Origin of the sequence: Phyllobacterium sp., from assembly GCF_037994425.1 — a bacterium.
Classification (GTDB): domain Bacteria; phylum Pseudomonadota; class Alphaproteobacteria; order Rhizobiales; family Rhizobiaceae; genus Phyllobacterium.
Genome location: NZ_JBBNAM010000040.1, coordinates 1 through 22,732, shown reverse-complemented (window position 1 = coordinate 22,732; position 22,732 = coordinate 1). Strand labels below are relative to the sequence as shown.

Here is a 22,732-nt window from a genome sequence, read left to right as displayed (position 1 = left end):
TGTCAGGCATGGTTACGCTATGGGTGATCGGCTGGTTATTGCAGTAGGACAAGGCGAACTGCGCGATCGCTGGACAAATTTATCCGACATATCAGCTATTGATCGGTTCACCTTCGGGGGCGCCGCGGCGGAGTTTGTCGGGAAGCCGTTCCCCGATGGGTGTGAATTCCAGTGAACCCGAATTGATGCAAAAGCGCTCCCCGGTCGGCGGCGGCCCGTCCGGAAAGACATGACCTTGATGCGCACCGCAGCGAGAGCAAATGATCTCCTTCCTGACCATACCATAGCGGGTATCTCGAATACGCCGCAGATGATCTTGAGCGAACGGCGCGGTGAAGCTCGGCCAGCCGGTACCGCTTTCAAACTTTGCGACCGCTTTGAACAGCGGCAACCCGCACAAGCGGCACGTATAGAGCCCTACCCGTTTCTCATAAAGGAAAATACCGCAGAACGGAGCCTCTTCGCCATGTTCGAGCAGTAATTGCCGCTCATCCGCGCTGAGGTATGCCACCAGCGCCCGCATCTGTTCCCGCGTGGGAGGGGTTAAATCGAAACGCATCTCCAATATGATAGGCATCGTATAACTCCTTGTCGATGCAGCATGCGTGCCAACAGATGCATCACTTGTCATGCCGATATTGGCCTATTGGCCTGCATTTATTGCCGGACGGCGTCACCATTGGCATCGCCCGCTCGCCTGGCTTCAGCGCAGCGACGGCGACCCTGTTCAGAGTTCCGTAGTGATCAGCGCCGGCTGTTCTCAAGTGCGATACGATTGCGCCGGTAGCATCTCGTGTGCTCTTTGGATGTGGCCACGTAAAATTACACGCCATGATGCTTACAACAGGAGGAAGCGGCGTGCCTTACGCTCTAATGATCGTTTCCGGCTATGTGAACGGGCAAATACGCCCGATAACATCTGTTGCCATGCCGCGGAGTATGTCCTCAAGAGGCCAAGATTGGCCGTTCCAGCGCTGCGCTCATTCTATCTGGCGCTGACACTTTTGGAAGCTCACCTGCCTCCAGCATCTCGGCGGCCTTGGCATAGCCGCCGCCCATTCCGTCCAGAAAATGCAAATGCGAATCCGGACTGCCAGAAGGCACCAGACAGGTCATGAGTGCATGGGACTGTCGATGCAATCCGAAGTTGATCTCTCCACGTGCCTTTGCTGCAACAAGGATGGCTTCAACATCTTGGATTTGTCGCGGTGTGCAGTCGAGTGTCAGGCGCAAACCGTCATCGTATTTGCAAAAATCCGAATTGGAGGCAATCTCCGACCACATTTTCGCATCGATATATTTCTGGCTGTCTTTAGGGCTCGCGATCCTAGTGGGAACCGGATGAGACTGGCGCGGTTCAGGATTAAAAACGGCAAGCACGCGTCTGGCCAGCGTGGCGAAGACTTCGGGCCGCGTAGATTCATAGGGCTCTACAAGCAGCGATAAAATCTCGCCCCGCCGACTGGGAAAGGGCGCCCATTCGCACGTAAGTCCAGTCAAGTCCGGCTTCGCAGTATCTTTGCCGTGCTTTACCAGATAGCGCCCGTTCTTGATCTGCTGCTCCGCCCATTTGACGCCTCCCCCAGCAAACATTGCATAGGTCGCATTTTCCGAGGCTGCATAGCGGGCAATTTTCACGTCGCGCCCCTTGGCGCGTATTTCGCCGACAGACAACAGGCCAATTCGCAGATCGAGTTCAAGGTCACTCCTTGCAAAGCTGGCCACCTTTCGCATCACCGACGTTGCCGTCATCACGCTGTGGGGCGGCAATGCCAATGCGGCCCCATCTCCCCGAAACACAAACGGGAAATCGAATGAACCAAGGGCGTTGCCGAGCGCGGCAATAATGGTCGCACCTGCAAAGTTGACGTCTTCATAGCGTCCCGACGTGATCGCAGACGTTGAATCAACGACGTCCGTTATCCCGATGAGCCAATCGTCAGGCAAGGGCTCATAGATGGCTGGGTCGAGTACGCGCGAGAACTCAGTATAGGCTTTGCGCGGGTGCATGAGGCTATTGATGACCATCGCGTGTTCTCCTGATCGGCGGCTAACCGGCACGTCTGGCTTTATGCCTTTGCGTGGTGCGCGGATCTTCAGCGTTGCTCGTGCAAAGGGCGTCTGGCCCGCCCGCTTGCGAGCAGGCCAAGCCGCTTCGGTTTCAGATGAGATTGGTCGCAACATCAATGTTGCCGTGCACCGCCTTGGAGTACGGGCAGATGCCATGCGCCGCCTCGAGCAGTTCCCGGGCAAGTGCGCGGTCGATACCTGGCACGCTGACGTTAAGGCGTGCCCGCAGGAAGTAGGAGCCGTCATCGACGTTCAGATCGATCTCGGCATCAACTCCAGAGCCAGCCGGAAGTTTAACGTTTCTTTGGGCGGCGGCAGCCTCGATCGCGCCCATGTAGCAGGCGGACCAGGCGGCGCCAAAAAGGTTTTCGGCGGCAGGATGCGGCTGCGAAAGCTTGATATCGAGCTTGCCGTCGCTGCTGCGCGCGCTGCCGTCGCGCCCGCCCTTGTTGTGCGTCTTGCCTGTGAACAGGAGCTTCTCAGTCATGGTGAAACCCTTTCGTTTCCAATTTAGATCGTATCCGATTAGCTCGGACGCGATGCAAATACATTGGGCGAGTCGCCTTGTCAATACCCTTGCGATTTAATCGCATACGATTTATATGGGAGGAACAAGGATTACTTCATCGGAGGTGCCATGCCTGTTTCCCAAACAGCAACGAGCCCGGATTTACCCACGCGCTCTCCAGTCTCGGCCCCCATAGAGGGCCGGAAGCTTGCAAATTTCCTGTGCTTCGCAGTTTACTCGGCGAACCTGGCCTTTGGTCGCGCGTATAAGCCAATTTTGGACAAGCTTGGCCTGACATATACCCAGTACATCACCCTGGTTGCGCTCGCTGAAGAGAGTGAGGTAACCGTTGGTGCGCTCGGTGAAAAGCTGTTCCTCGAATCCAACACGCTAACGCCCATTCTCAAGAAGCTTGAGGCAGCAGGTTATCTGCAACGTCGCCGCGATCCTGCCGACGAACGGCAGGTGCGCGTGAGCCTGCTGCCCAATGGACACAGTCTTCTTGAAGCGGTACCTGGCGCATCACTAATGGATGCCACCGGGCTCGGCGAGGATTTCCCAGTGGTGCAAAAGTCGGTGACGAGGCTGCGCGATAATCTCCTGCACGCTGCGCACGCCGGATCGGAAAAACCATGATCGTACCCGCCCTGTCACCGGCGCGCGCCTGACCCTTGGCGCCGGCAAAGCGAAAGTTGGCGGCGAAAACTGCACTATGTTCCCGCGCCGGCTGACGCGGTCGCCTATGTCCTCGAAAACTCACTTGAATATCGGCCTGAAGGCACCTGTGACCCTCAAGCCGGGTGAGGCCCGTTGTTCGTTCCCGCAGCCAACCACGCGGGCGAAGGACGTTGGCGCCTGCAAAGCGTCGGAGCTCGCCACATATATCGTCAAGAAAGTTCCGCCTCGTCGTACCAACGGTCTGGCGCACGCGTCTACCAACGCAACGCAACAAAAGGCGCGAGCAATGGCCCCGTGTGCTTCGGCGCCAAGCGGCGCCACGAGGTCGGTGCCGCGGCGGCAAATGGCGTGCCCGGCCATCCGGCCCCTCAACTTCGTGTTGGGTCACCTGCCCAATCGCGCTCACTGTCCGGCAGTGTGGCGGAATGAAGCATTGCACAATATAGGGGCATGCGTAAAAATTTGGCATGCAGACTGCGCTGTCCATCATTATTTTTGACGAGAACCGTATACGCGCCTCAATCATCGAGGAAGGCTTGCGCGAGGCAGGTCACGATCAGGTTGTCGTTCTCAACGATATTGTCGGTTTGGCACGGCAGATCGAACTTATCCGTCCGGATGTCATTGTCATCGATATCGAGACGCCGAACCGCGACATGCTGGAGCACCTGTTTCAGCTGACGCGATCCGTGCGCAAACCAATTGCTATGTTCGTCGACAGTTCTGATACCTCGTCGATCGAAGCCGCCGTTGAAGCTGGCGTTTCTGCCTATGTCGTTGATGGTTTGAAGAAGGAGCGGGTGAAGCCAATTCTGGATATGGCCGTCAGCAGGTTCAAGGCCTTCAGCCGGCTCCAACAGGAGCTTGCCGATGCTAGGAGCGCACTCGAGGAGCGTAAAATCATCGAGCGCGCCAAGGGTATTTTGATGAAATCGCGCAAATTGTCCGAAGACGAGGCCTATGGGCTGCTGCGCCAAACGGCGATGAACGAAAAGAAAAAGCTGGCTGACATTGCGCAAAGTATTGTCATGGCTGCCGCCATTCTCGGAAGTTAGGAGCAATGCGATGAGTTTCCTTGGGACCGATCAAGCTGATGGCAGCGGCCTTGCCGCGCCGGCTGCCACTGGCCGCGGGAGTGCTCGCGTGGTACGCGCTGGCTTCATTCCGCTTGTCGATGCGTCCGTGTTGATTGCTGCGGCCGAATTCGGCTTTGCAGCACGCGAAGGGATTCAACTCGACCTCGTCAAGGATGTCTCGTGGGCCAATATCCGCGACCGTTTGGCCTTTCGACAGTTCGATGTTGCCCACATGTTGGCACCGATGACCGTTGCCTCGATGCTCGGGCTTGGATCAAACCCCTCCCCGGCCATCACGCCATTTTCCCTCGGTCGAGGCGGTAATGCCATTACCCTTTCCGTGCAACTCTTCCGGCGGATGCAGTCTAGCGCCGCTCTCACCGGTAACGAGAACGCATTGACAAATGCGCGGGCGTTGAAGCTGGTCATTGACGAGATGCGGCAACGGGGTGAAGCGCTGCCGGTCCTCGGCATGACCTATCCTTTCTCGTCGCATAATTACGAATTGCGCTACTGGCTTGCCGCAGGGGGAATCCACCCGGACCGCGATGTCAAACTTGTGGTCGTCCCGCCGCCGATGACGTCGGACGCCCTGTCGGCGGGCGCAATTGATGGTTTCTGCGTCGGCGCTCCGTGGAACATGGTTGCCGTATCGCGAGGCGTTGGCCGCATTGTTGCTGTCAAGGAAGACATTTGGCCGTCCAGTCCGGAAAAGGTGATGGGCATGCGCCCGCAATGGGCTGAGCAGCACCCGGAAACCCTGGCTCGCCTGATTATCGCGCTCGATCGCGCCGCTGCCTGGTGCGATATCCATGACAATCGGCGTGTCCTGGCGGAAGTTCTTGCCGAACAGCGCTATCTGGATGCGCCCGCCGAAATCGTTCACAGCGTTCTTCTTGGGAAGTTCGTCATCGATCCAGATGGAACCGAAAGAACCGTGCCGGGCTATTTCTCGTTTCATGACGATGCTGCGAACTTCCCCTGGACCAGCCAGGCGCAGTGGATTTTCAGCCAGATGGTTCGCTGGGGCCAGGTGCCCTATTCGCGCGCCAACGCCGAAAAGGTGCGCTTGGCATATCGACCGGACCTCTACCGCAATGCCTTGGCGGGAAGCCCATCGTTACCCAAGGTTGACATGCGGATCGAGGGTGGCTCCGACGACGGTTTCATTGATGGTGCCATATTCGATGCTGTGAAAATCCCGACCTATCTTGCGCAGTTCGACATTCGGTCTGACGCGTCCGATGCGGGCAAAATCGAAGAAATTTAGTCTGCTCCATCTTTGTGCATTGCACAAAAATTCAGCATACGATGGCTGCGATTTGCACAAATGTCTTGTCCGGCAGGACTGAGCTGCAGAGTGCGTATTTCGAGAATTATGCATAAATTACAGTAGTCTATAAAATTTATCGACGAGTTGGCACGCTCGTTGCATTGCAAAAGCGTTCCGTCAACGACGACGGAACCGCGAGCACCGCCATCGGGTGCTTTCAAAGACATCGACGTCGCTTGGATGAGTTCATTGGCCGATTACCGGCAATGCTCTCTGTCCAGCGGCGTTTTTTTGTTTCTGCACGGCTGCGGCCGGCGCGACGCAGGGGAAAGCAATGAAAGATATTCTGTCGACTGGCATGCAAAGACGAAAGCTTCTGAAAGCCGGGGGTTCCCTCGCGCTCTTCGCCGCAGCACGATCACTCCTTCCGGGCGGCGCCTACGCGGCGGCAGCCGGACCAGAGACGACGAAAGCGACATTGGGTTTTATCGCCCTTACCGATTCAGCACCCCTGATCGTCGCCAAGGAGAAGGGCCTGTTTGCAAAATATGGCATGCCGGATGTCGAAGTGGTCAAACAAGCCTCATGGGGCACCACGCGTGACAATCTTGTGCTGGGTTCGCAAGGAAACGGTATCGACGGCGCCCATATCCTCACGCCCATGCCCTACCTGATCAGTACCGGCAAGGTGACACAGAACAACCAGCCCTTGCCCATGGTCATCCTTGCGCGCCTCAATCTCGACGCTCAAGGGATATCCGTTGCTGCATCCTATAAGGATCTGAGGGTTGGGACCGATGCGGGTGTGCTGAAGGAAGCCTTTGCCAAGAAAAAGGCTGAAGGCGCGCCCGCCAAGGCGGCCATGACCTTCCCCGGCGGCACGCACGATCTATGGATCCGCTATTGGCTCGCTGCCGGTGGTATAGACCCCGACAAGGATCTCGAGACGATTGTCGTTCCGCCGCCGCAGATGGTGGCCAACATGAAAGTCGGCACGATGGACTGCTTCTGCGTGGGGGAACCGTGGAATGCCCAATTGGTCAATCAGGGCATCGGCTATACCGCGCTGAACACCGCCGAACTTTGGGCTAATCACCCGGAAAAATCCTTCGCGCTGCGTGCCGATTGGGTAGAGAAAAATCCCCTTGCAACCAAAGCACTTCTTATGGCCGTGCTCGAGGCACAGCAGTGGGCTGACGATATGGCCAACAAGGACGAACTCGCAACCATCGTTGGCAAGCGGGCCTGGTTCAACGTGCCCACGACCGACATAGCCGGGCGCCTCAAGGGCGACTACGACTACGGCCTGGGTCGCGTGGATACCGCCAGTCCACACCTGATGAAGTTCTGGCGTGATAACGCATCCTATCCATTCCAGAGCCACGAAGCCTGGTTCCTTACCGAGAATATCCGTTGGGGCAAGTTTGCCCCCGACACCGACGTCAAGGCATTGGTGAGCAAGGTCAATCGTGAGGATATCTGGCGCGATGCGGCAAAGGCGCTCGGAGTGGCTGCCTCGGACATTCCGGCCTCGACATCGCGCGGCCCCGAGACGTTCTTTGACGGCAAGGTTTTCGATCCGGACAGTCCCCAGACCTATCTCGCCAGCCTCGACATCAAGCGTTTTGTCTAAAGGAATCTTCATGACCGTCAGCCCCGCCCGCATCAATACGCAGCACCGGCCCCGGACACAGGCAAAGGTCTTAACCTTGGCCACGCCTCCATCGACCGCAACGCGCAGAGCGTTCCCGAAATGGCTCTCGTCGCTTGCCGGCCATGCCCTGCCACCGCTGGTCACGGCTCTGTTTCTCCTCGCGCTTTGGGAAATAATCTGCTCATCGCCAACAGCGAGCGTTCCCCCGCCGTCGCGCGTCGTCTCTGAAACCTGGGAACTCATTGCCCATCCGTTCTATGTCGGGCAAGGCGTCGATCAAGGGCTGTTCTGGCACATTCTCGCGAGCCTCAGGCGCGTCGCGCTCGGCTACGGCCTGGCAGCGCTTACCGGCATTGCGCTTGGAACACTCGTTGGGCAAAGCCAGTGGGCTATGCGCGGCCTTGATCCGATATTCCAGGTCCTGCGCACGGTTCCACCCCTTGCCTGGCTGCCCCTGTCTCTGGCGGCATTCAAGGATGGCAATCCGTCGGCGATCTTCGTGATCTTCATCACGGCCATCTGGCCGATCATCATCAATACGGCCGTGGGCATTCGCAATATTCCGCAGGATTACCAGAATGTTGCACGCGTGTTGCGTCTAAATCAGTTCGAGTATTTCACCAAGATCATGATCCCGGCCGCCGCACCCTATATCTTCACGGGGCTGCGCATAGGCATCGGATTGTCCTGGCTTGCAATCGTCGCAGCCGAAATGCTCATCGGCGGTGTCGGCATCGGCTTCTTCATCTGGGACGCTTGGAACTCCTCGCGCATCAGCGACATCATCCTGGCGCTCGTCTACGTCGGCATCGTTGGCTACCTGCTCGACCGCGCCATAGCCTTTATTGCCAAAATCGTCACCCGCAACACCGCGAACGCCTGAGGAGCCAGTCATGTCAAAACCCTATCTCTCGCTTGAACAGATCGACATGGTATTTTCCCGCGGCGGCGCCATTACGCCGGTCCTGGCCCAGGTGTCGTTGACCGCCCACAAGGGCGAGTTCATTTCCATCATCGGCCATTCTGGGTGTGGGAAATCGACCCTGCTCAATATCGTGGCGGGTCTGACCGAAGCGACACGTGGCGTTGTCTTTCTTGAAGGTAACGTCGTTGATGCGCCCGGTCCCGATCGAGCCGTCGTCTTCCAGAACCACTCGCTGCTCCCATGGCTGACGGTCTACGAGAATGTGCGCCTGGCGGTCGACAAGGTGTTCTCGCCAACAAAAAACAAGGCTGAGCGGCACGAATGGACCATGCGCAATCTCGAGTTGGTGCAAATGGTCCACGCCAAGGACAAGCGTCCCTCGGAAGTTTCAGGCGGTATGAAACAGCGCGTCGGCATTGCCCGGGCGCTGGCCATGGAACCCAAAGTCCTGCTTCTTGATGAGCCGTTCGGCGCGTTGGATGCGCTCACGCGCGCGCACCTGCAGGATCAGGTCATGCAGATTCACGCTGAACTCGCCAACACGGTACTGATGATTACGCATGACGTGGATGAGGCCGTGCTTCTTTCAGACCGGATCGTCATGATGACCAACGGTCCTTCGGCAAAGATCGGCGAGATACTGGATGTCGCGCTCGCACGCCCACGCCGGCGCATCGAGCTTGCCTCGGATCCCACCTACAATCGCTGTCGGTCCGCCGTCTTGAAGTTCCTTTATGAACGCCATCGCCTCGTGGAGGCTGCGTAAGATGGGTGAAACTGCCAAGAAACAGAAACTGGTCGTTGTCGGAAATGGAATGGCGCCGGGCCGGGCCCTGGAGCATCTATTCGAATTGGCGCCCGATGCATATGACGTCACGATCTTCAACGCCGAACCGCGCGTCAATTACGACCGCATCATGCTTTCGCCGGTGCTGTCCGGTGAAAAGGAATTTGAGGAGATCATCATTCATGGTGATGGCTGGTACATCAAACATGGCATCACCCTCTACAAGGGCCACAAGATCGTCGGGATCGATCGTGAAGGCAAGACGGTCACTTCTGATGCGGGAACGACGGTACCCTATGACAAGCTTCTGATCGCCACCGGCTCGGTTCCGTTCGTTCTTCCCGTTCCTGGTAACGGCTTGCCGGGCGTGTTGACGTACCGCGATCTGGATGACGTCAACGCCATGCTGCTTGCCGCCCAATCGCGTGCGCGGGCCATCGTCATTGGAGGTGGTCTGCTCGGACTTGAAGCGGCGGCCGGCCTGAAGTCGCGTGGCATGGATGTCACTGTTTTGCACATCATGCCCACCTTGATGGAACGACAGCTTGATCCCGCTGCAGGTTACCTCCTGGAGCAAGCCGTCGAACAGCGCGGCATCCGCGTCATGACCAAGGCAAGTACGAAGGAGATCGTCGGTACCAGGAAGGTCGAGGGCGTCGTGCTGGCCGACGGAACAACGCTCATCGCCGATCTCGTGGTCATGGCGGCGGGTATCCGTCCGAACGGTACACTTGCCAGGGAGGCAGGGCTCGCGGTCAACCGGGGGATCGTCACCGACGCAGGCATGCACACCTCTGACCCGGATATCTTCGCCATTGGCGAATGTGCCGAAGTTGGCGGCCAGTGCTATGGCCTGGTTGCGCCGCTCTATGAAATGGCGCGCGTCGTGGCCGCGCAGCTTGCAGGAAATGCAGATGCGGCCTTCGTGCATAGCGATACACCGACCAAGCTCAAGGTCACGGGCATTAACCTCTTTTCCGTCGGCGATCTTTCCGAGGGTGAAGACAGGCAGGAGATCGTCTTGCGTGACGCGGCGGCGGGCGTTTACAAGCGCCTCGTTCTGAAGGATGACCGTATCATCGGTACCGTTCTTTACGGCGAAACATCCGACGGCCCGTGGTTCCACGATCTAACGAAGAAGCGCACCGATATTTCGCAGATGCGCGATACGCTGATCTTCGGCCAGTCCTATCAGGGAGGGGCCCCGTTGGACCCTATGGCGGCCGTTGCAGCCTTGCCAGATGATGCTGAGATCTGCGGCTGCAACGGCGTATGCAAGGGTAAGATTACCGGCGCCATAACAGGCAAGGGACTGACGTCACTTGACGCCGTTCGTGCTAACACCAAGGCGTCTGCGTCCTGCGGCACCTGTACCGGCCTTGTCGAACAACTGTTGTCATTGACACTGGGCGATGCATATAACCCGGCGGCCGTCACGCCCATGTGCAGTTGCACGGACCTAGGCCATGATGATGTGCGCCGACTGATCAAGGCAAAGAAGCTGAAATCGATCCCCGCTGTCATGCAGGAACTGGAATGGAAAACGTCCTGCGGCTGTGCCAAATGCCGCCCGGCTCTCAATTACTATCTCGTTGCCGATTGGCCCGACGAATATGCCGATGACTACCAGTCACGCTTCATCAATGAGCGCGTTCATGCCAATATCCAGAAGGATGGCACCTACTCGGTCGTGCCACGCATGTGGGGAGGCATGACCTCCTCGAAGGAATTGCGCGCCATCGCTGACGTGGTGGACAAGTTCCACATACCGGCCGTCAAGGTGACCGGTGGCCAGCGTATCGACATGCTCGGCATCAAAAAAGAGGACCTGCCGGCGGTATGGGCCGATCTCGGCAGGGCCGGTTTCGTTTCCGGCCAAGCCTACGCAAAGGGCCTGCGTACCGTAAAAACCTGCGTCGGTTCCGACTGGTGTCGATTCGGAACACAGGATTCAACGGGCCTCGGCATTCGCATCGAGAAATTCATGTGGGGATCCTGGACCCCTGCCAAGGTGAAGATGGCCGTATCCGGCTGTCCGCGCAACTGCGCCGAGGCCACCTGCAAGGACGTCGGCATCATCTGCGTCGACTCCGGCTTCGAAATTCATTTTGCCGGCGCAGCCGGCCTCGACATCAGGGGCACGGAGGTTCTTGGCTTGGTCAAGTCGGAAGACGAAGCCCTGGAGCACGTCGTTGCTCTGACGCAAATGTATCGCGAACAGGCGCGCTACCTTGAACGCATCTACAAATGGGCAAAGCGTATCGGCGTTGATGAGATCCGGCGGCAAATCATGAACGATGCGACGAAGCGCAAGGCCTATTTCGATCGATTTGTCTTCAGCCAGACATTTGCGCAGGTCGATCCCTGGTCCGAACGCGTGTCAGGCCTCGACAAGCACGAATTCCGGCCCATGGCGAGCGTCGGATACCAAGAGGCAGCGGAGTAAGGCGATGAGCGACTGGACCCTTATCGGAACGATCAATGATATCCCGCGCCGCGGCGCCCGTTGCGTCGTCACGCCGCAAGGGAAGATTGCGGTGTTTCGCACCCAGAAAGACCAGGTCTTCGCCATCGACGATCACTGCCCGCACAAGGGCGGCCCGTTGAGTCAAGGCATCGTCCATGGGGCTGCAGTGACCTGCCCGCTCCATAACTGGGCGATCTGCCTTGAGACGGGCAAGGCACTCGGTGCCGATGAAGGCAGCGTCAAGACAATCGAGATCAGGCTTGATGGCGAACGCATTCTCGCCCGGCTCGAACACGTGGCCATGGCAGCAGAATAAAATGGAGAGTGAGCGCCAGGAGACTGTCCGGACTACCTGTCCCTATTGCGGGGTGGGGTGCGGTGTTCTCGCCACAAGCGACGAGAACGGAGCAATTAGCATTGCAGGTGACCCCGAGCATCCGGCCAATTTCGGGCGTCTTTGCTCAAAGGGCTCCGCCCTTGGCGAAACCATCGACCTCGAAGGGCGGCTTTTGAAACCGCACATTGCGGGAAAGCCGGTTTCCTGGGACAGAGCGCTCGCCTTGGTTGCGAACCGCTTTTCAGCCGCCATAGCCGAGCACGGTCGAGACAGCGTTGCTTTCTATGTCTCAGGTCAGCTTCTGACCGAAGACTATTATGTGGCTAACAAATTAATGAAAGGCTTCATCGGGTCGGCCAATATCGACACGAACTCCAGGCTATGCATGTCATCTTCGGTGGCAGGCCATCGCCGCGCTTTCGGCTCCGATACAGTACCTGGCTGCTATGAGGACCTCGAGGCGGCCGATCTGGTCATTCTGACCGGCTCCAATCTCGCATGGTGCCACCCGGTGCTCTACCAGCGCATCGCCGCCGCCAAGGCGAAGCGGCCGGACATGCGGATCATACTGATCGACCCGCGAAGAACAATGACTGCCGATCTCGCCGACATGCATTTGAAGATACGGCCCGACGGCGACACAGCGCTGTTCATTGGTCTTTTCGGCTATCTCTTTAAAGAAGGCGCGATCGACCGGGACTATGTCGATTGTCACACCAAGGGGTTTGACGCGGCGCTTGCCATAGCCAAGAAGCATGATCTGCGCAGTATTGCAGCGCGGACGGGGGTGTTGCCCGGGGAGCTGCGCGATTTCTTCGAGCTCGTTGCCCGGACCGAACGCTACGTGACGGTCTATAGCCAGGGCGTCAACCAATCCGCCGGGGGGACAGATAAGGTCAACGCGATCATCAATTGTCATTTGGCTACAGGCCGGATCGGGAAACCGGGAATGGGGCCTTTTTCGGTGACCGGCCAACCCAATGCCATGGGTGGCCGCGAAGTTGGCGGCCTCGCCAACATGTTGGCCGCTCACATGGATCTTGAAAACCCAGACCATCGACGACTGACGCAGGACTTCTGGTCGTCTCCTGCAATAGCGGCAACGCAGGGGTTGAAAGCGGTCGAACTTTTCAAGGCGGTGCGCCGTGGCAAGATAAAAGCATTGTGGATCATGGGGACCAATCCGGTGGTTTCAATGCCACAAGCCGATCTGGTTGTTCAGGCACTGAAGGCCTGCCCCTTCGTTGTCGTCTCGGACATCGAGGCGCACACAGACACGACTGCCCATGCGCATGTGTTGTTGCCGGCCGCGGGTTGGGGCGAAAAGAGCGGAACAGTAACCAATTCCGAACGCAGGATCAGCAGGCAACGGTCCTTCCTTCCCTTGCCTTTGGAGGCAAGGCCAGACTGGTGGATCATCAGCGAGGTTGCGCGGCGCATGGGATTTGAGCAAGGCTTCGCTTATGATAGCCCGGCCGAGATATTTGCCGAGCATGCCGCCCTGTCGGGATACAGGAACACAGGCGATCGGGATTTCGATATCAGCGATTATGCCGCCCTGTCCGACGCCCATTACGATTCCCTTCAGCCATTTCAATGGCCGCGAAAGGCCGGACAATCGCCATCACAAGCGCGCTTTTTTGCCAACGGAGATTTCTTTACGCCGGACCGTCGCGCCCGTCTCGTGCCCGTTGAGCCGATAAAGATCGAGGCAGCAGATCCACGCTATCCTTTTACGCTCAATACGGGACGTGTCCGCGATCATTGGCATACGATGACGCGCACCGGCAGGAGTGCACGGCTTTCCGGGCATTTCGCTGAACCATTTGCCGAAATTCATCCGCTTGATGCGGCGGAATACGGGATCAATGACGCGGGATTGGTGAGGGTCCGAAACGAGCACGGCACGATCATTCTGCGGGCGCTTTTGACCGACCGGCAGGTGCGAGGCAATATCTTCGTGCCGATGCACTGGAATGACCTGTTTGCCAGCAATGCGCGGGTCGACAGCCTGGTCGCCTCCAACGTTGATCCGCTGTCGGGTCAGCCGGCGCTGAAGATGGCAAAGGTCGCAATCGCCGCTTTTCATGCAAGCTCATATGGCTTTGCAGTTCTGCGGCAAAAACCAAAAATACAAAGCGATTATTGGGCCCATGCAAGAACCCTTGGCGGTTTTAGAGTAGAATTTGCCACGTCGCTTGAGCCTGGCGACTGGAGCGATTTTGCCCGAAAGCTCTTCCAGGCAAGTTCTGATATTCCGCTGCTTGCCTATCACGACCATCAGGGCGGGCAGCATCGCATTGCCGCCTTTTTAAACAACACACTGATTGGCGCTCTTTTTGTCGCGCGCGAGCCGGTGACAGTGTCACGCAGCTGGGCAAGTGAACAGCTAAAAGAAACGTTCGACAACGATCATCAACGGTTCCAGTTGTTGGCCGGCAGGCCCGGCAAGGACATGCCTGACAAGGGCGCGATCGTTTGTGCCTGTTTCACGGTTGGAAAAAATGAAATCGCCGCGGCGGCACGTAGCGGATGCGGCACCGTCGAAGCGATTGGCCAGGCACTGAAAGCTGGTACCAATTGTGGGTCCTGCCGTGCCGAATTAAGAGGGATCATCGATGCAAATATTGTCGAGGCAGCAGAGTAGGCCATTCACGCCGAGTGTCGGGAGCCTTGCCGTATTGCCGGTATTCTTCAACCTTGAGGGAAAGCGCGCCCTGGTTGCCGGCGGCAGCGCTGCCGCGACATGGAAAGCCGAGCTTTTGGCCGCAGCAGGTGCGGAGGTGCATGTATACGCACAAAAGATCAGCGAAGAAATGTCTGCGCTCCTGGCTGCCCTGCCCCTTGTCCATCATCCACGTGATTGGCGCGAGGCAGGTTTCGACGCCGCAGCCATTGCCGTCGCCGATGTGGAGACTGACGAAGAGGCAAGGGCGTTTTTTGTGGCTGCGGCGAGTGTCGGGGTGCCATGCAACGTGATTGACCGGCCCGATTTCTGCCAGTTTCAGTTCGGGGCCATCGTTAATCGCTCGCCTGTTGTGGTTGCCATTTCAACCGATGGGGCGGCACCGATCCTTGGCCAGGTGATCCGGCGGCGGATTGAGACGCTGTTGCCATTATCTCTTGCGCGCTGGGCAAGTCTCGCCAAGACCGTGCGGAGCGCAATTGGCAAGGTGCTGGCGCCAGGCGCCGAACGCCGTCGCTTTTGGGAAGGGTTTGCCGATCAGGTTTTCTCATCGAACGACGTTCCCGATACCGAAACCCTGCTGACGTTTGCGCGAACAATCGCGGAAGGCGATCATGCGACCGGTCGCACAGTCACCGAGATGACGCTACTATCCGACGATCCCGAGCTCCTCACCTTGAAAACCGTGCGGACAATGCAAACGGCCGATGCGATTTTCTTCGATGCCGGGACCGCCCCTGCCATCATCGAACTCGGCCGGCGCGAGGCTTTGAAACGATGTCTGGACGAAGATGGCGGGCACATAGTTGACGTGATGAGCCGCCTGGAACCTGAATGTCGTCAGATCGTGGTCTTGCGACGCGTCGCTGGCGCCGCACAACCTTGACGATGAAGCAAGTACAAAACGCGCTGGTGCCGGTAATGGGCAAAGCCAGCACAGTTTACGCTCCGGTCATATTGGCTGCGAAGCAGATCCTGGCGTGAAGACGCGCAACAACAAGCCCCTTGCTCCGCCTCGAGGTCGGCCTAAAGCCATCCGCCTGAAAACCCGGCGCGTCGCAACCCGGTCACGATCGGCTTCGAGCGCCGCATGATGTCCCAGAGCAGGCCGCTGCGGTAATTTTCGATCATCAGGACCACGGGCCCCTGGTCGATGCCAAAGTGGTAGGGACTTACCCACCAGCCCGTCGCATTGTCGTTGACGGCATAAGTCGGATTGAATGACGGTTTAAAACCGTAAAGGTGCTTCATACCAAGATTCATGCGGCCAAAATTGCGCACGGTCGGAACGACGATCTCCGGTGCAAACGGCAGCGATGCCACGACAACCCACGGCGCGACGGTGCCATCATCCGGTCCGAAGGGAGCGCCGCGGGCGTTGTAATCGAAGAACGCGCGGTCAATACCCTCGATCGTGCGCGTACCCCAACCGGGCCCGTCACACGCCGTAAATCCCCAACAATGCTCTCCATAGCCGGCAAACTGCAGCGGATTGTCGATCGCGTATTGTTGCTGCACATAGGTCGCGTGACGGCTGTTTTCAAAATAGTCGCTATCGTGCCGACGCATGAATTCGTCCTGGATTGCGCGAAAATCAATCCACATATGCGACAGCTGATGTGTAAACAGGGGTCCCGAATAAAGCAGTTCGCGGCCGTAGATATTTCGCCATTCGTATGACTGAGTGTAGGCGGCAAAACTCTCAGGGGGCAACGGATGGGTGGGAGAACCAAGCCCGATGATATAGAGGAGAAGCCCTTCGTCATAGCCACGCCAGCGGTAAGGGATAAAGCCGCTTTCCGGACGCCAGCCATGCGTCAGCGTGGCACCGCCATTCCTGGCCCAGTTCCAGTCCGCGCGTTCGTAAAGGGCCATCGCAAGCTGGCGGATTTCTGCTTCCTCTGGATTGTCGCGATCAAAATAGGCCGCGACAGTCAGCGCTCCCGCAAACAGGAAGGCCGAGTCGATTGTTGACAATTCGCACTGCCACACGCGGCGCCCTGTCTCGATATCCAGAAAATGATAGAAGAAGCCTTTGTAACCGGATGCGTCCGGTTCCGGGCCTTGCGGGCAGGACATGAGGTAACGCAGTCGCTTGCTGGTGATCTTTGCCGCAAAATCCCGGATTATGATCCCGCGCTCGACTACCACGGGAAAGGTCGCCAGCGCCATGCCGATGGCCGCGATGCTTGCCGGTGCGTTCGGTTCCGTCTTGTCGCGAACAAGGCCATTGTCGGGATTCGTACAATGGAGGTAGTAGAGCAAGGTCGTAAACTGCAGCCGGGCGAGATCATCGTCCGTCGGCAAGCGATCGAGATCGTCGTCAGTAGAGGGCATTTCGATCATGGTTGCTAACCAATGATAACAAGGACTTTGTGCATGTGCTCATTGTCGATGAAGGGCCACCCCACTCTCGGGGTCGATATCGCCAGTCGAATCCGCTAGTTTGGACATCCATGCCAGGTTGCGCCCTGCTCAGGTGTTGTCTCCTTCTGTCGAGGTTCGCGGCGAAATTTTCGTGCCGCCCTTCGCACCCCATTTCCAGCCGCTTATTTCGGGCATGTCGTCGCCGTGTCGCTCGATATAGTGTCGGTGCTCGACTAGCATCTCGTGAATTGCCTGTTTGAAATAGGCGGCGCGAGCGCCCAGTTGCGGCAGACGATCAATCACGTCCTCGACCAGATGGAAGCGGTCAATCTCGTTGAGCACTGCCATATCAAATGGCGTTGTCGTCGTCCCTTCTTCCTTGTAGCCGCGCACGTGCAGGTTACCGTGGTTCGTCCGGCGATAGGTGAGGCGGTGAATGAGCCATGGATAGCCGTGGAAGGCAAAGATGATTGGCTTGTCCTTGGTAAACAGGGCATCAAAGTCGGGATCCGACAGCCCATGCGGATGTTCCTTCGGCGGCTGCAGCTTCATGAGATTGACCACATTGATGACGCGGACTTTCAACTCGGGCAGGTGCTCGCGTATGAGTTCTACCGCTGCCAGGGTCTCGAGCGTGGGAACGTCGCCACAACAGGCCATCACCACGTCTGGTTCGGAACCCTTGTCGTTGCTTGCCCACTCCCAGATGCTGACGCCCTCGTTGCAGTGCTTGATGGCTTGATCCATCGTAAGCCACTGTGGTGCAGGTTGTTTGCCGGCGACGACGACGTTGACGTAGTTGCGGCTGCGCAAGCAGTGATCTGTTACCGATAGAAGTGTATTGGCATCGGGCGGCAAGTAGATCCGGATAACGTCAGCCTTCTTGTTGGCCACATGATCAAGGAAGCCCGGGTCCTGGTGGCTGAAACCATTGTGGTCCTGCCGCCAGACGTGCGAGCTCAGAAAGTAGTTGAGTGAGGCGATCGGTCGCCGCCAGGGAATGTGATTACATACCTTCAGCCACTTGGCATGCTGGTTGAACATCGAATCGATGATGTGGATGAATGCTTCGTAGCAGGAGAAAAAGCCATGCCGGCCGGTAAGCAGATAACCTTCCAGCCACCCTTGGCATTGATGCTCGCTGAGCACTTCCATCACCCGGCCATCTGGTGACAGGTGATCATCCTCGGGATAAATCTCTGCCATGTAGCAACGATTGGTGACCTCCAGGACATCCTGCCATCGATTTGAATTGTTTTCATCGGGACTGAACAGGCGGAAGTTCTTGCTCTCGAGGTTCATCTTCATGACATCCCGCAGAAACTTGCCCATCACCCGCGGCGACTCGGTCACAGTTGCTCCAGGGCTGGGCACCGATACGGCATAGTCTCTAAAGTCGGGCATTTTCAGATCGCGCAGCAGCAAACCGCCGTTTGCATGCGGGTTGTCGCTCATTCGGCGATGCCCGGACGGGGCGAGCGCCGCCAATTCGGGTTTGAATCGACCGCCATTGTCGAAGAGCTCCTCGGGCCGGTAACTCTTCATCCATTGCTGAAGTATGCTGATGTGTTCGGGCTTGTCCATGTCGCCCATCGGGACCTGGTGCGCACGCCAGTAGTCTTCGCACTTTTTGCCATCTATCTCGGCGGGGCAGGTCCATCCCTTTGGCGTGCGCAAAACAATCATCGGCCAGGCGGGACGTTTCAGATTGCCCTTGGTGCGGGCATCTGTCCAGATTCTCTTGATGTCCGAAACGGCCGTGTCCAGGACGCCGGCCAGTTGCTGGTGCACAAGCGCGGGATCGTTGCCTTCAACGAAATAGGGCGTGTAACCCATTCCTTCGAAGAACTTCTGCAACTCGTCCTCGGGAATGCGTGCAAGGAAGCATGGATTGGCGATCTTGTAACCATTCAGGTGCAGAATCGGCAACACGCAGCCGTCGCGGGCCGGGTTCAGGAATTTATTGCCATGCCAGCCGGTCGCAAGTGGACCTGTCTCGGCTTCACCATCGCCCACAACGCATGCGACAATCAGATCCGGGTTATCGAACGCTGCCCCGTAAGCGTGGCTGAGTGCATAGCCCAATTCGCCGCCCTCGTGCATGCTCCCAGGCGTTTCCGGGGCAACGTGGCTGGGGATGCCGCCCGGAAAGCTGAACTGCTTGAACAGCCGACTCATACCTTCAACATCCTGGCTGATGTTGGGGTAGAACTCGCTGTAGGTCCCTTCGAGATAGGCGTGTGCAACGAGGGAGGGGCCGCCATGTCCGGGTCCAATAACGTAGATCATATTGAGATCATCGCGTTTGATAACGCGATTGAGATGGACATAGAGCATGTTCAAACCCGGCGAGGTGCCCCAGTGGCCGAGCAGTCGCGGTTTAATATGCTCGCGCTTTAATGGCTCTTTGAGCAGCGGATTGTCGAGAAGATAGATCTGGCCCACGGACAGGTAGTTAGAGGCGCGCCAATACGCATCCATCGACTGCAATTCCTGGGCAGAAAGGGGGGTCTCACCTGCCGAACTCGCGTCGCGCGATCGTTGAGCATTCCTTGCCATTGGTACGGCTCCTGTCGAGGCCCAGGCAATCTGCGGGGATCAAATGCGCATTCTTTAGGCGGCGCTTGTGTTTTTGTTTGACCGTTCCGGAATCTCGTCTGGCAACCAAATTCCTACAGCGAGTTCGTGGCCTCTTCACCGTCTCGCCTATGCACGCAAACCTGTCATGCGTTCTCGAACTGAAGGTACGATACACGATTTGAACCAACTCGTCGCGGCCAATTGCCAAAGTACCCTTCAACAAAACAATGCAACTCTGCAGTACTTGCTTAGCTCATGACAGAGGGTCGCGTCGGGACGGGGAGACCTGTCCAAGCCCATTTTCAATCCCGCTCACATGTCAATTTAGCATCGTACAGATTCTCAGCCAGGCAGGTTATGCCGTTGCTGATATAGATGATTGACGAGTTGGAAAGCTTGCGAAGGGCCTTGTGAAATTCTTCGGCTCCGAGTGCCCTATCGAGCCGATCAAGGAAGACGAACCGGGACCCGCGAGATCAACGCCAAAAGCCGTTGCTCGCTCATGACTACAACGGCAATCTGGGTCGTCACCGTCGTATCGGGAATGGCGCGCTTATGTTTGCGATTATCGCAAGAGGAGCGTCATGATCGGGCCGCTGAGGGCCGGTCGAGGGCCAAATGGTGGGGTATCGGCACCGCCCCCAACATTACCTTCAGCCATGCAAAGGGCATGCAGTTTGTTAATCGCAGCTATTCATCTGATGATATTACTGGCGCGAAGGCTCGGGGTTCAAACCCGTATGTTCTTGTATGTTACATCCACCTATTGCAATTTCCTGCAATATAGTAGCGTGATCTGCTTGACGTGGGCACAGGAGGGGTGACCGGTTACCGTATGGCAAAAGGCGCGATGCTCGGAATAGACGGATTTTGATCGAAGCGCTTTGCAGGGAGAAAAGTGATACGATACCAATCGAAGATTTTAAGGTTCGGGCGGTTTGCCCGCCCAGTCTCATAAGTTTTGGCTGGGACGATATCCTCGATCCACAAGGGCGCTCAAGGGAGGTCGAAGCGTGATGAAAGCATTATCTTTCAAATTGTTGGTCGGATTGTCCGCCATGGCCATCATTTCGATGCAGGCGAGCCTATCGGCGTACTCCCAAACAGCGTTACCAACGGATAAACCCGCCGCGACTCCACAGGAAGCCGCTCCTGCGCCGGCGCTGTTATCGGACGATGAGCTTGCAATCCTTGTGGCGCGTATCGCGCTTTATCCTGATGAGCTCGTTGCCGCCATTTCGGCGGCCTCACTGTTCCCGCTGCAAATTGTCGAGGCAGCGCGCTTCCTGGAAGCCAAGAAGAAGAATGCAGATCTCCAGCCTAAGAGTGACTGGGATGGAAGCGTCATCTCGCTCCTGAACTATCCGGACATCGTCAAGATGATGAGCGAAGATCTTGACTGGACCCAGTCACTTGCAGACGCGATCGGCAACCAGCAAAAGGACGTTCTTATCGCCATACAGCAGCTTCGTGACGAAGCCGTTGCGAAGGATATTGTAAAAACCGACGACAAGATCACGGTCGTCACCGAAAACGATAACATCATCATTCGCCCGACGGATCCGCAGAAGGTCTATATCCCGCAATATCCGCCCGAAATGCTTTACGAACCCAGCTATCAGGCCGCTCCGATTTCTTACTATCCTACCGCCTATGACAGCTACTACTACCCGGGAGCTACGTTCTTTGCCGCGGCGGTTACGGGCGCCGCCTGGGCAGCTGTTGTGAACTGGGACGATTGGGGCGTATGGGGCGGCAACTGGGGTGGCGACGTTGATATCGACTGCAACAACTGCCTGAACAACCGAAACTTCAACGGAAAGGTAAATTTGAATGATGTCGACTGGAAGAATGTCGATCGAAGCAAGCTGAGTATTGGAAAGGACCAGCTCGGGAAGTTGGATCGATCGGCGATCAAGTCAAATCTGCAGTCTGACAACCGCAACCAGTTGAAGAACAAGCTGGGTGACGCTCAAGGCAATCGCGGACAGGGAGCGCGGAGCGCGGCGGCCACGCGTGCTGCTGATATACGCAAGGGCACCGCTGAAGGCCTGAAAGGCGATGCGAGAACTAGGGCGGCCAACGCCGGCAACAGGGCGAACGTGGACCGCCCCGCGAGAGCAGCTGACCGCCCCGCGAGAGCGGCGGACCGCCCTGCGAGAGCGGCGGACCGCCCCAGCAGGCCAGCGGCAAAAGCCGGTAACAGGCCCAATAAGCCCCAGATGGCTGCGCGGCCTGATAACAGGGGGCGTCAGCCGAGCGCCCTTGGAAATGTTCAATCGGGCCGCCGTGAAGCCGTTGCTTCCCATAGAGGCGGGCAAAGCATGGGCGGAGGCCAGCGCGGCGGACCGAGGGTCAGTCACGGCGGCGGCCCGCGGGTATCGCCCGGCGGCGGCCGTGGCGGCCGTAGCGGCGGTGGCGGCGGTCGCGGTGGCGGTCGTCGTTAAGAACCAGGCAGTCATGTGCACGAATGAGATTGAAGGGGAGATCCGATGAACTCGAAACTGAAATTGTCATCTCTATTCCTTGCAATGGCGCTCTCGCTCTCAGTGGCGTCTCCTTGTATTGCGCAGGATGCCGACGGTCTGGCGGCGTTTGCAGCGGGAGTTCCACCGTCCTTCGACAGTCCGCCTCTGGCGGTCCAACGCTTGAAAGATGTGCTTGCCGCCAATGATGTCGATGGCCTTGCCAACCTGCTCGGTCTCAACGCCAGCAAGCTCAAGGCCAGTAACGAAGCGATGGTCGCCTATGGTCTCATTCGCGACGGCGCGGGGCGCCGGGTCACGCTCCAGGAGCTCAAAGGGATGCAGATTGTCGAGATCGGCGATAGGCTCTGGCCCCTTCCGTTCCCAATCACGCAGGGCAAAGACGGCAAATGGGCTTTCAATACAGAGGTTGGTCTTCAGGAAATTATCAATCGCAGGGTAGGCGAGAACGAACTTGCAACGATCCAGACCATGCATGACTACGCCAACGCCCAGCACGAATCTGCGCAGGAGGACAGGGATGGTGATGGTGTCTATGAGTTTGCTCAAAAATTGATTAGCAGTGAAGGCAAGAGGGACGGCCTTTACTGGGCGCCAGGAGCAGACGGCGAGGCGAGCCCAGCTGCCGCATTGATCGAGAGCGCCGCTTTCGGAAAGGCCAAGAAAGGCAGCGGCTATTATGGCTATCGCTATCGGATCCTTACCGGACAGGGGGCAAATGTCGTCGGCGGAAAGCAGAGCTATATCGTCAACGGCAACATGACCGGTGGCTTCGCTCTCATCGCCTGGCCGGTGAAATATGGGGTAACGGGTGTACAGACGTTCATCATCAATGACG

General features: G+C 57.6%; 17 protein-coding genes. 12 read left to right on the top strand and 5 right to left on the bottom strand.

Annotated elements, in window-relative coordinates:
- Positions 1–91: 91 nt before the first annotated feature.
- The 3 genes from msrB to AAAB35_RS02420 form a co-directional block, all read right to left on the bottom strand.
- Entirely contained in the window at positions 92–577 is a 486-nt protein-coding gene (gene msrB / locus AAAB35_RS02430) for a peptide-methionine (R)-S-oxide reductase MsrB (RefSeq protein WP_340666647.1), read from the bottom strand.
- A 368-nt stretch (positions 578–945) separates the two neighbouring features.
- A complete protein-coding gene (locus AAAB35_RS02425) occupies positions 946–2,028 on the bottom strand; it encodes a DUF3095 family protein (RefSeq protein ID WP_340666646.1) in 1,083 nt (360 codons plus the stop codon).
- Positions 2,029–2,161: 133 nt separating this feature from the next.
- Positions 2,162–2,557, bottom strand: coding sequence for an Ohr family peroxiredoxin (locus tag AAAB35_RS02420; RefSeq protein ID WP_340666645.1), 396 nt, complete (start codon positions 2,555–2,557; stop codon positions 2,162–2,164).
- 150 nt (positions 2,558–2,707) lie between these two features.
- Here AAAB35_RS02420 and AAAB35_RS02415 point away from each other — a divergent pair, with 150 nt between their 5' ends.
- From AAAB35_RS02415 to AAAB35_RS02370, 10 genes are all read left to right on the top strand, one after another.
- Positions 2,708–3,214 (top strand): MarR family transcriptional regulator, encoded by a 507-nt coding sequence (locus AAAB35_RS02415; protein ID WP_340666644.1) that lies wholly within the window; start codon positions 2,708–2,710, stop codon positions 3,212–3,214.
- A gap of 509 nt (positions 3,215–3,723) precedes the next feature.
- Entirely contained in the window at positions 3,724–4,311 is a 588-nt protein-coding gene (locus AAAB35_RS02410; protein ID WP_340666643.1) for an ANTAR domain-containing response regulator, read from the top strand.
- A 10-nt stretch (positions 4,312–4,321) separates the two neighbouring features.
- Positions 4,322–5,602, top strand: a complete 1,281-nt coding sequence (locus AAAB35_RS02405) for a CmpA/NrtA family ABC transporter substrate-binding protein (RefSeq protein ID WP_340666642.1) — start codon at positions 4,322–4,324, stop codon at positions 5,600–5,602.
- 337 nt (positions 5,603–5,939) lie between these two features.
- Positions 5,940–7,238 carry a CmpA/NrtA family ABC transporter substrate-binding protein gene (locus AAAB35_RS02400; protein WP_340666641.1) on the top strand — a complete coding sequence of 433 codons (1,299 nt, stop codon included), beginning with the start codon at positions 5,940–5,942 and terminating at the stop codon, positions 7,236–7,238.
- Between the two features lie 10 nt (positions 7,239–7,248).
- A complete protein-coding gene (gene ntrB / locus AAAB35_RS02395; RefSeq protein ID WP_340666640.1) occupies positions 7,249–8,142 on the top strand; it encodes a nitrate ABC transporter permease in 894 nt (297 codons plus the stop codon).
- A gap of 10 nt (positions 8,143–8,152) precedes the next feature.
- Positions 8,153–8,950 (top strand): ABC transporter ATP-binding protein, encoded by a 798-nt coding sequence (locus tag AAAB35_RS02390; protein WP_340666639.1) that lies wholly within the window; start codon positions 8,153–8,155, stop codon positions 8,948–8,950.
- 1 nt (position 8,951) lies between these two features.
- Positions 8,952–11,417: a nitrite reductase large subunit NirB gene (nirB, locus tag AAAB35_RS02385; protein ID WP_340666638.1), complete on the top strand. Its 2,466-nt coding sequence runs from the start codon at positions 8,952–8,954 to the stop codon at positions 11,415–11,417.
- 4 nt (positions 11,418–11,421) lie between these two features.
- Complete coding sequence (gene nirD / locus AAAB35_RS02380) at positions 11,422–11,754, top strand: nitrite reductase small subunit NirD (RefSeq protein WP_340666637.1); 333 nt, start codon at positions 11,422–11,424, stop codon at positions 11,752–11,754.
- A gap of 1 nt (position 11,755) precedes the next feature.
- Positions 11,756–14,422 (top strand): molybdopterin-dependent oxidoreductase, encoded by a 2,667-nt coding sequence (locus tag AAAB35_RS02375; RefSeq protein ID WP_340666636.1) that lies wholly within the window; start codon positions 11,756–11,758, stop codon positions 14,420–14,422.
- Positions 14,394–15,347: an NAD(P)-dependent oxidoreductase gene (locus AAAB35_RS02370; protein WP_340666635.1), complete on the top strand. Its 954-nt coding sequence runs from the start codon at positions 14,394–14,396 to the stop codon at positions 15,345–15,347. The genes AAAB35_RS02375 and AAAB35_RS02370 overlap by 29 nt, the downstream gene beginning before the upstream one ends.
- 140 nt (positions 15,348–15,487) lie before the next feature.
- On the opposite strand, the gene AAAB35_RS02365 is transcribed toward AAAB35_RS02370, so the two are convergent.
- Both AAAB35_RS02365 and AAAB35_RS02360 read right to left on the bottom strand, forming a co-directional pair.
- A complete protein-coding gene (locus tag AAAB35_RS02365) occupies positions 15,488–16,807 on the bottom strand; it encodes a glucoamylase family protein (protein ID WP_340666634.1) in 1,320 nt (439 codons plus the stop codon).
- Between the two features lie 129 nt (positions 16,808–16,936).
- A complete protein-coding gene (locus AAAB35_RS02360; RefSeq protein WP_340666633.1) occupies positions 16,937–19,387 on the bottom strand; it encodes a phosphoketolase family protein in 2,451 nt (816 codons plus the stop codon).
- Positions 19,388–20,424: 1,037 nt separating this feature from the next.
- On the opposite strand from AAAB35_RS02360, the gene AAAB35_RS02355 reads away from it, so the two are divergent.
- Positions 20,425–21,855, top strand: coding sequence for a DUF3300 domain-containing protein (locus AAAB35_RS02355; protein ID WP_340666632.1), 1,431 nt, complete (start codon positions 20,425–20,427; stop codon positions 21,853–21,855).
- A 45-nt stretch (positions 21,856–21,900) separates the two neighbouring features.
- On the top strand, positions 21,901–22,732 hold an 832-nt coding region (locus AAAB35_RS02350), incomplete at its 3' end, for a DUF2950 family protein (protein WP_340666631.1).

Excerpts from the sequence above, each read along its gene's own strand:
- msrB (WP_340666647.1), bottom strand. The coding sequence starts at position 577 with ATGCCTATCATATTGGAGATGCGTTTCGATTTAACCCCTCCCACGCGG.
- AAAB35_RS02425 (WP_340666646.1), bottom strand. The coding sequence starts at position 2,028 with ATGGTCATCAATAGCCTCATGCACCCGCGCAAAGCCTATACTGAGTTC.
- AAAB35_RS02420 (WP_340666645.1), bottom strand. The coding sequence starts at position 2,557 with ATGACTGAGAAGCTCCTGTTCACAGGCAAGACGCACAACAAGGGCGGG.
- AAAB35_RS02415 (WP_340666644.1), top strand. The coding sequence starts at position 2,708 with ATGCCTGTTTCCCAAACAGCAACGAGCCCGGATTTACCCACGCGCTCT.
- AAAB35_RS02410 (WP_340666643.1), top strand. The coding sequence starts at position 3,724 with ATGCAGACTGCGCTGTCCATCATTATTTTTGACGAGAACCGTATACGC.
- AAAB35_RS02405 (WP_340666642.1), top strand. The coding sequence starts at position 4,322 with ATGAGTTTCCTTGGGACCGATCAAGCTGATGGCAGCGGCCTTGCCGCG.
- AAAB35_RS02400 (WP_340666641.1), top strand. The coding sequence starts at position 5,940 with ATGAAAGATATTCTGTCGACTGGCATGCAAAGACGAAAGCTTCTGAAA.
- ntrB (WP_340666640.1), top strand. The coding sequence starts at position 7,249 with ATGACCGTCAGCCCCGCCCGCATCAATACGCAGCACCGGCCCCGGACA.
- AAAB35_RS02390 (WP_340666639.1), top strand. The coding sequence starts at position 8,153 with ATGTCAAAACCCTATCTCTCGCTTGAACAGATCGACATGGTATTTTCC.
- nirB (WP_340666638.1), top strand. The coding sequence starts at position 8,952 with ATGGGTGAAACTGCCAAGAAACAGAAACTGGTCGTTGTCGGAAATGGA.
- nirD (WP_340666637.1), top strand. The coding sequence starts at position 11,422 with ATGAGCGACTGGACCCTTATCGGAACGATCAATGATATCCCGCGCCGC.
- AAAB35_RS02375 (WP_340666636.1), top strand. The coding sequence starts at position 11,756 with ATGGAGAGTGAGCGCCAGGAGACTGTCCGGACTACCTGTCCCTATTGC.
- AAAB35_RS02370 (WP_340666635.1), top strand. The coding sequence starts at position 14,394 with ATGCAAATATTGTCGAGGCAGCAGAGTAGGCCATTCACGCCGAGTGTC.
- AAAB35_RS02365 (WP_340666634.1), bottom strand. The coding sequence starts at position 16,807 with ATGATCGAAATGCCCTCTACTGACGACGATCTCGATCGCTTGCCGACG.
- AAAB35_RS02360 (WP_340666633.1), bottom strand. The coding sequence starts at position 19,387 with ATGGCAAGGAATGCTCAACGATCGCGCGACGCGAGTTCGGCAGGTGAG.
- AAAB35_RS02355 (WP_340666632.1), top strand. The coding sequence starts at position 20,425 with ATGAAAGCATTATCTTTCAAATTGTTGGTCGGATTGTCCGCCATGGCC.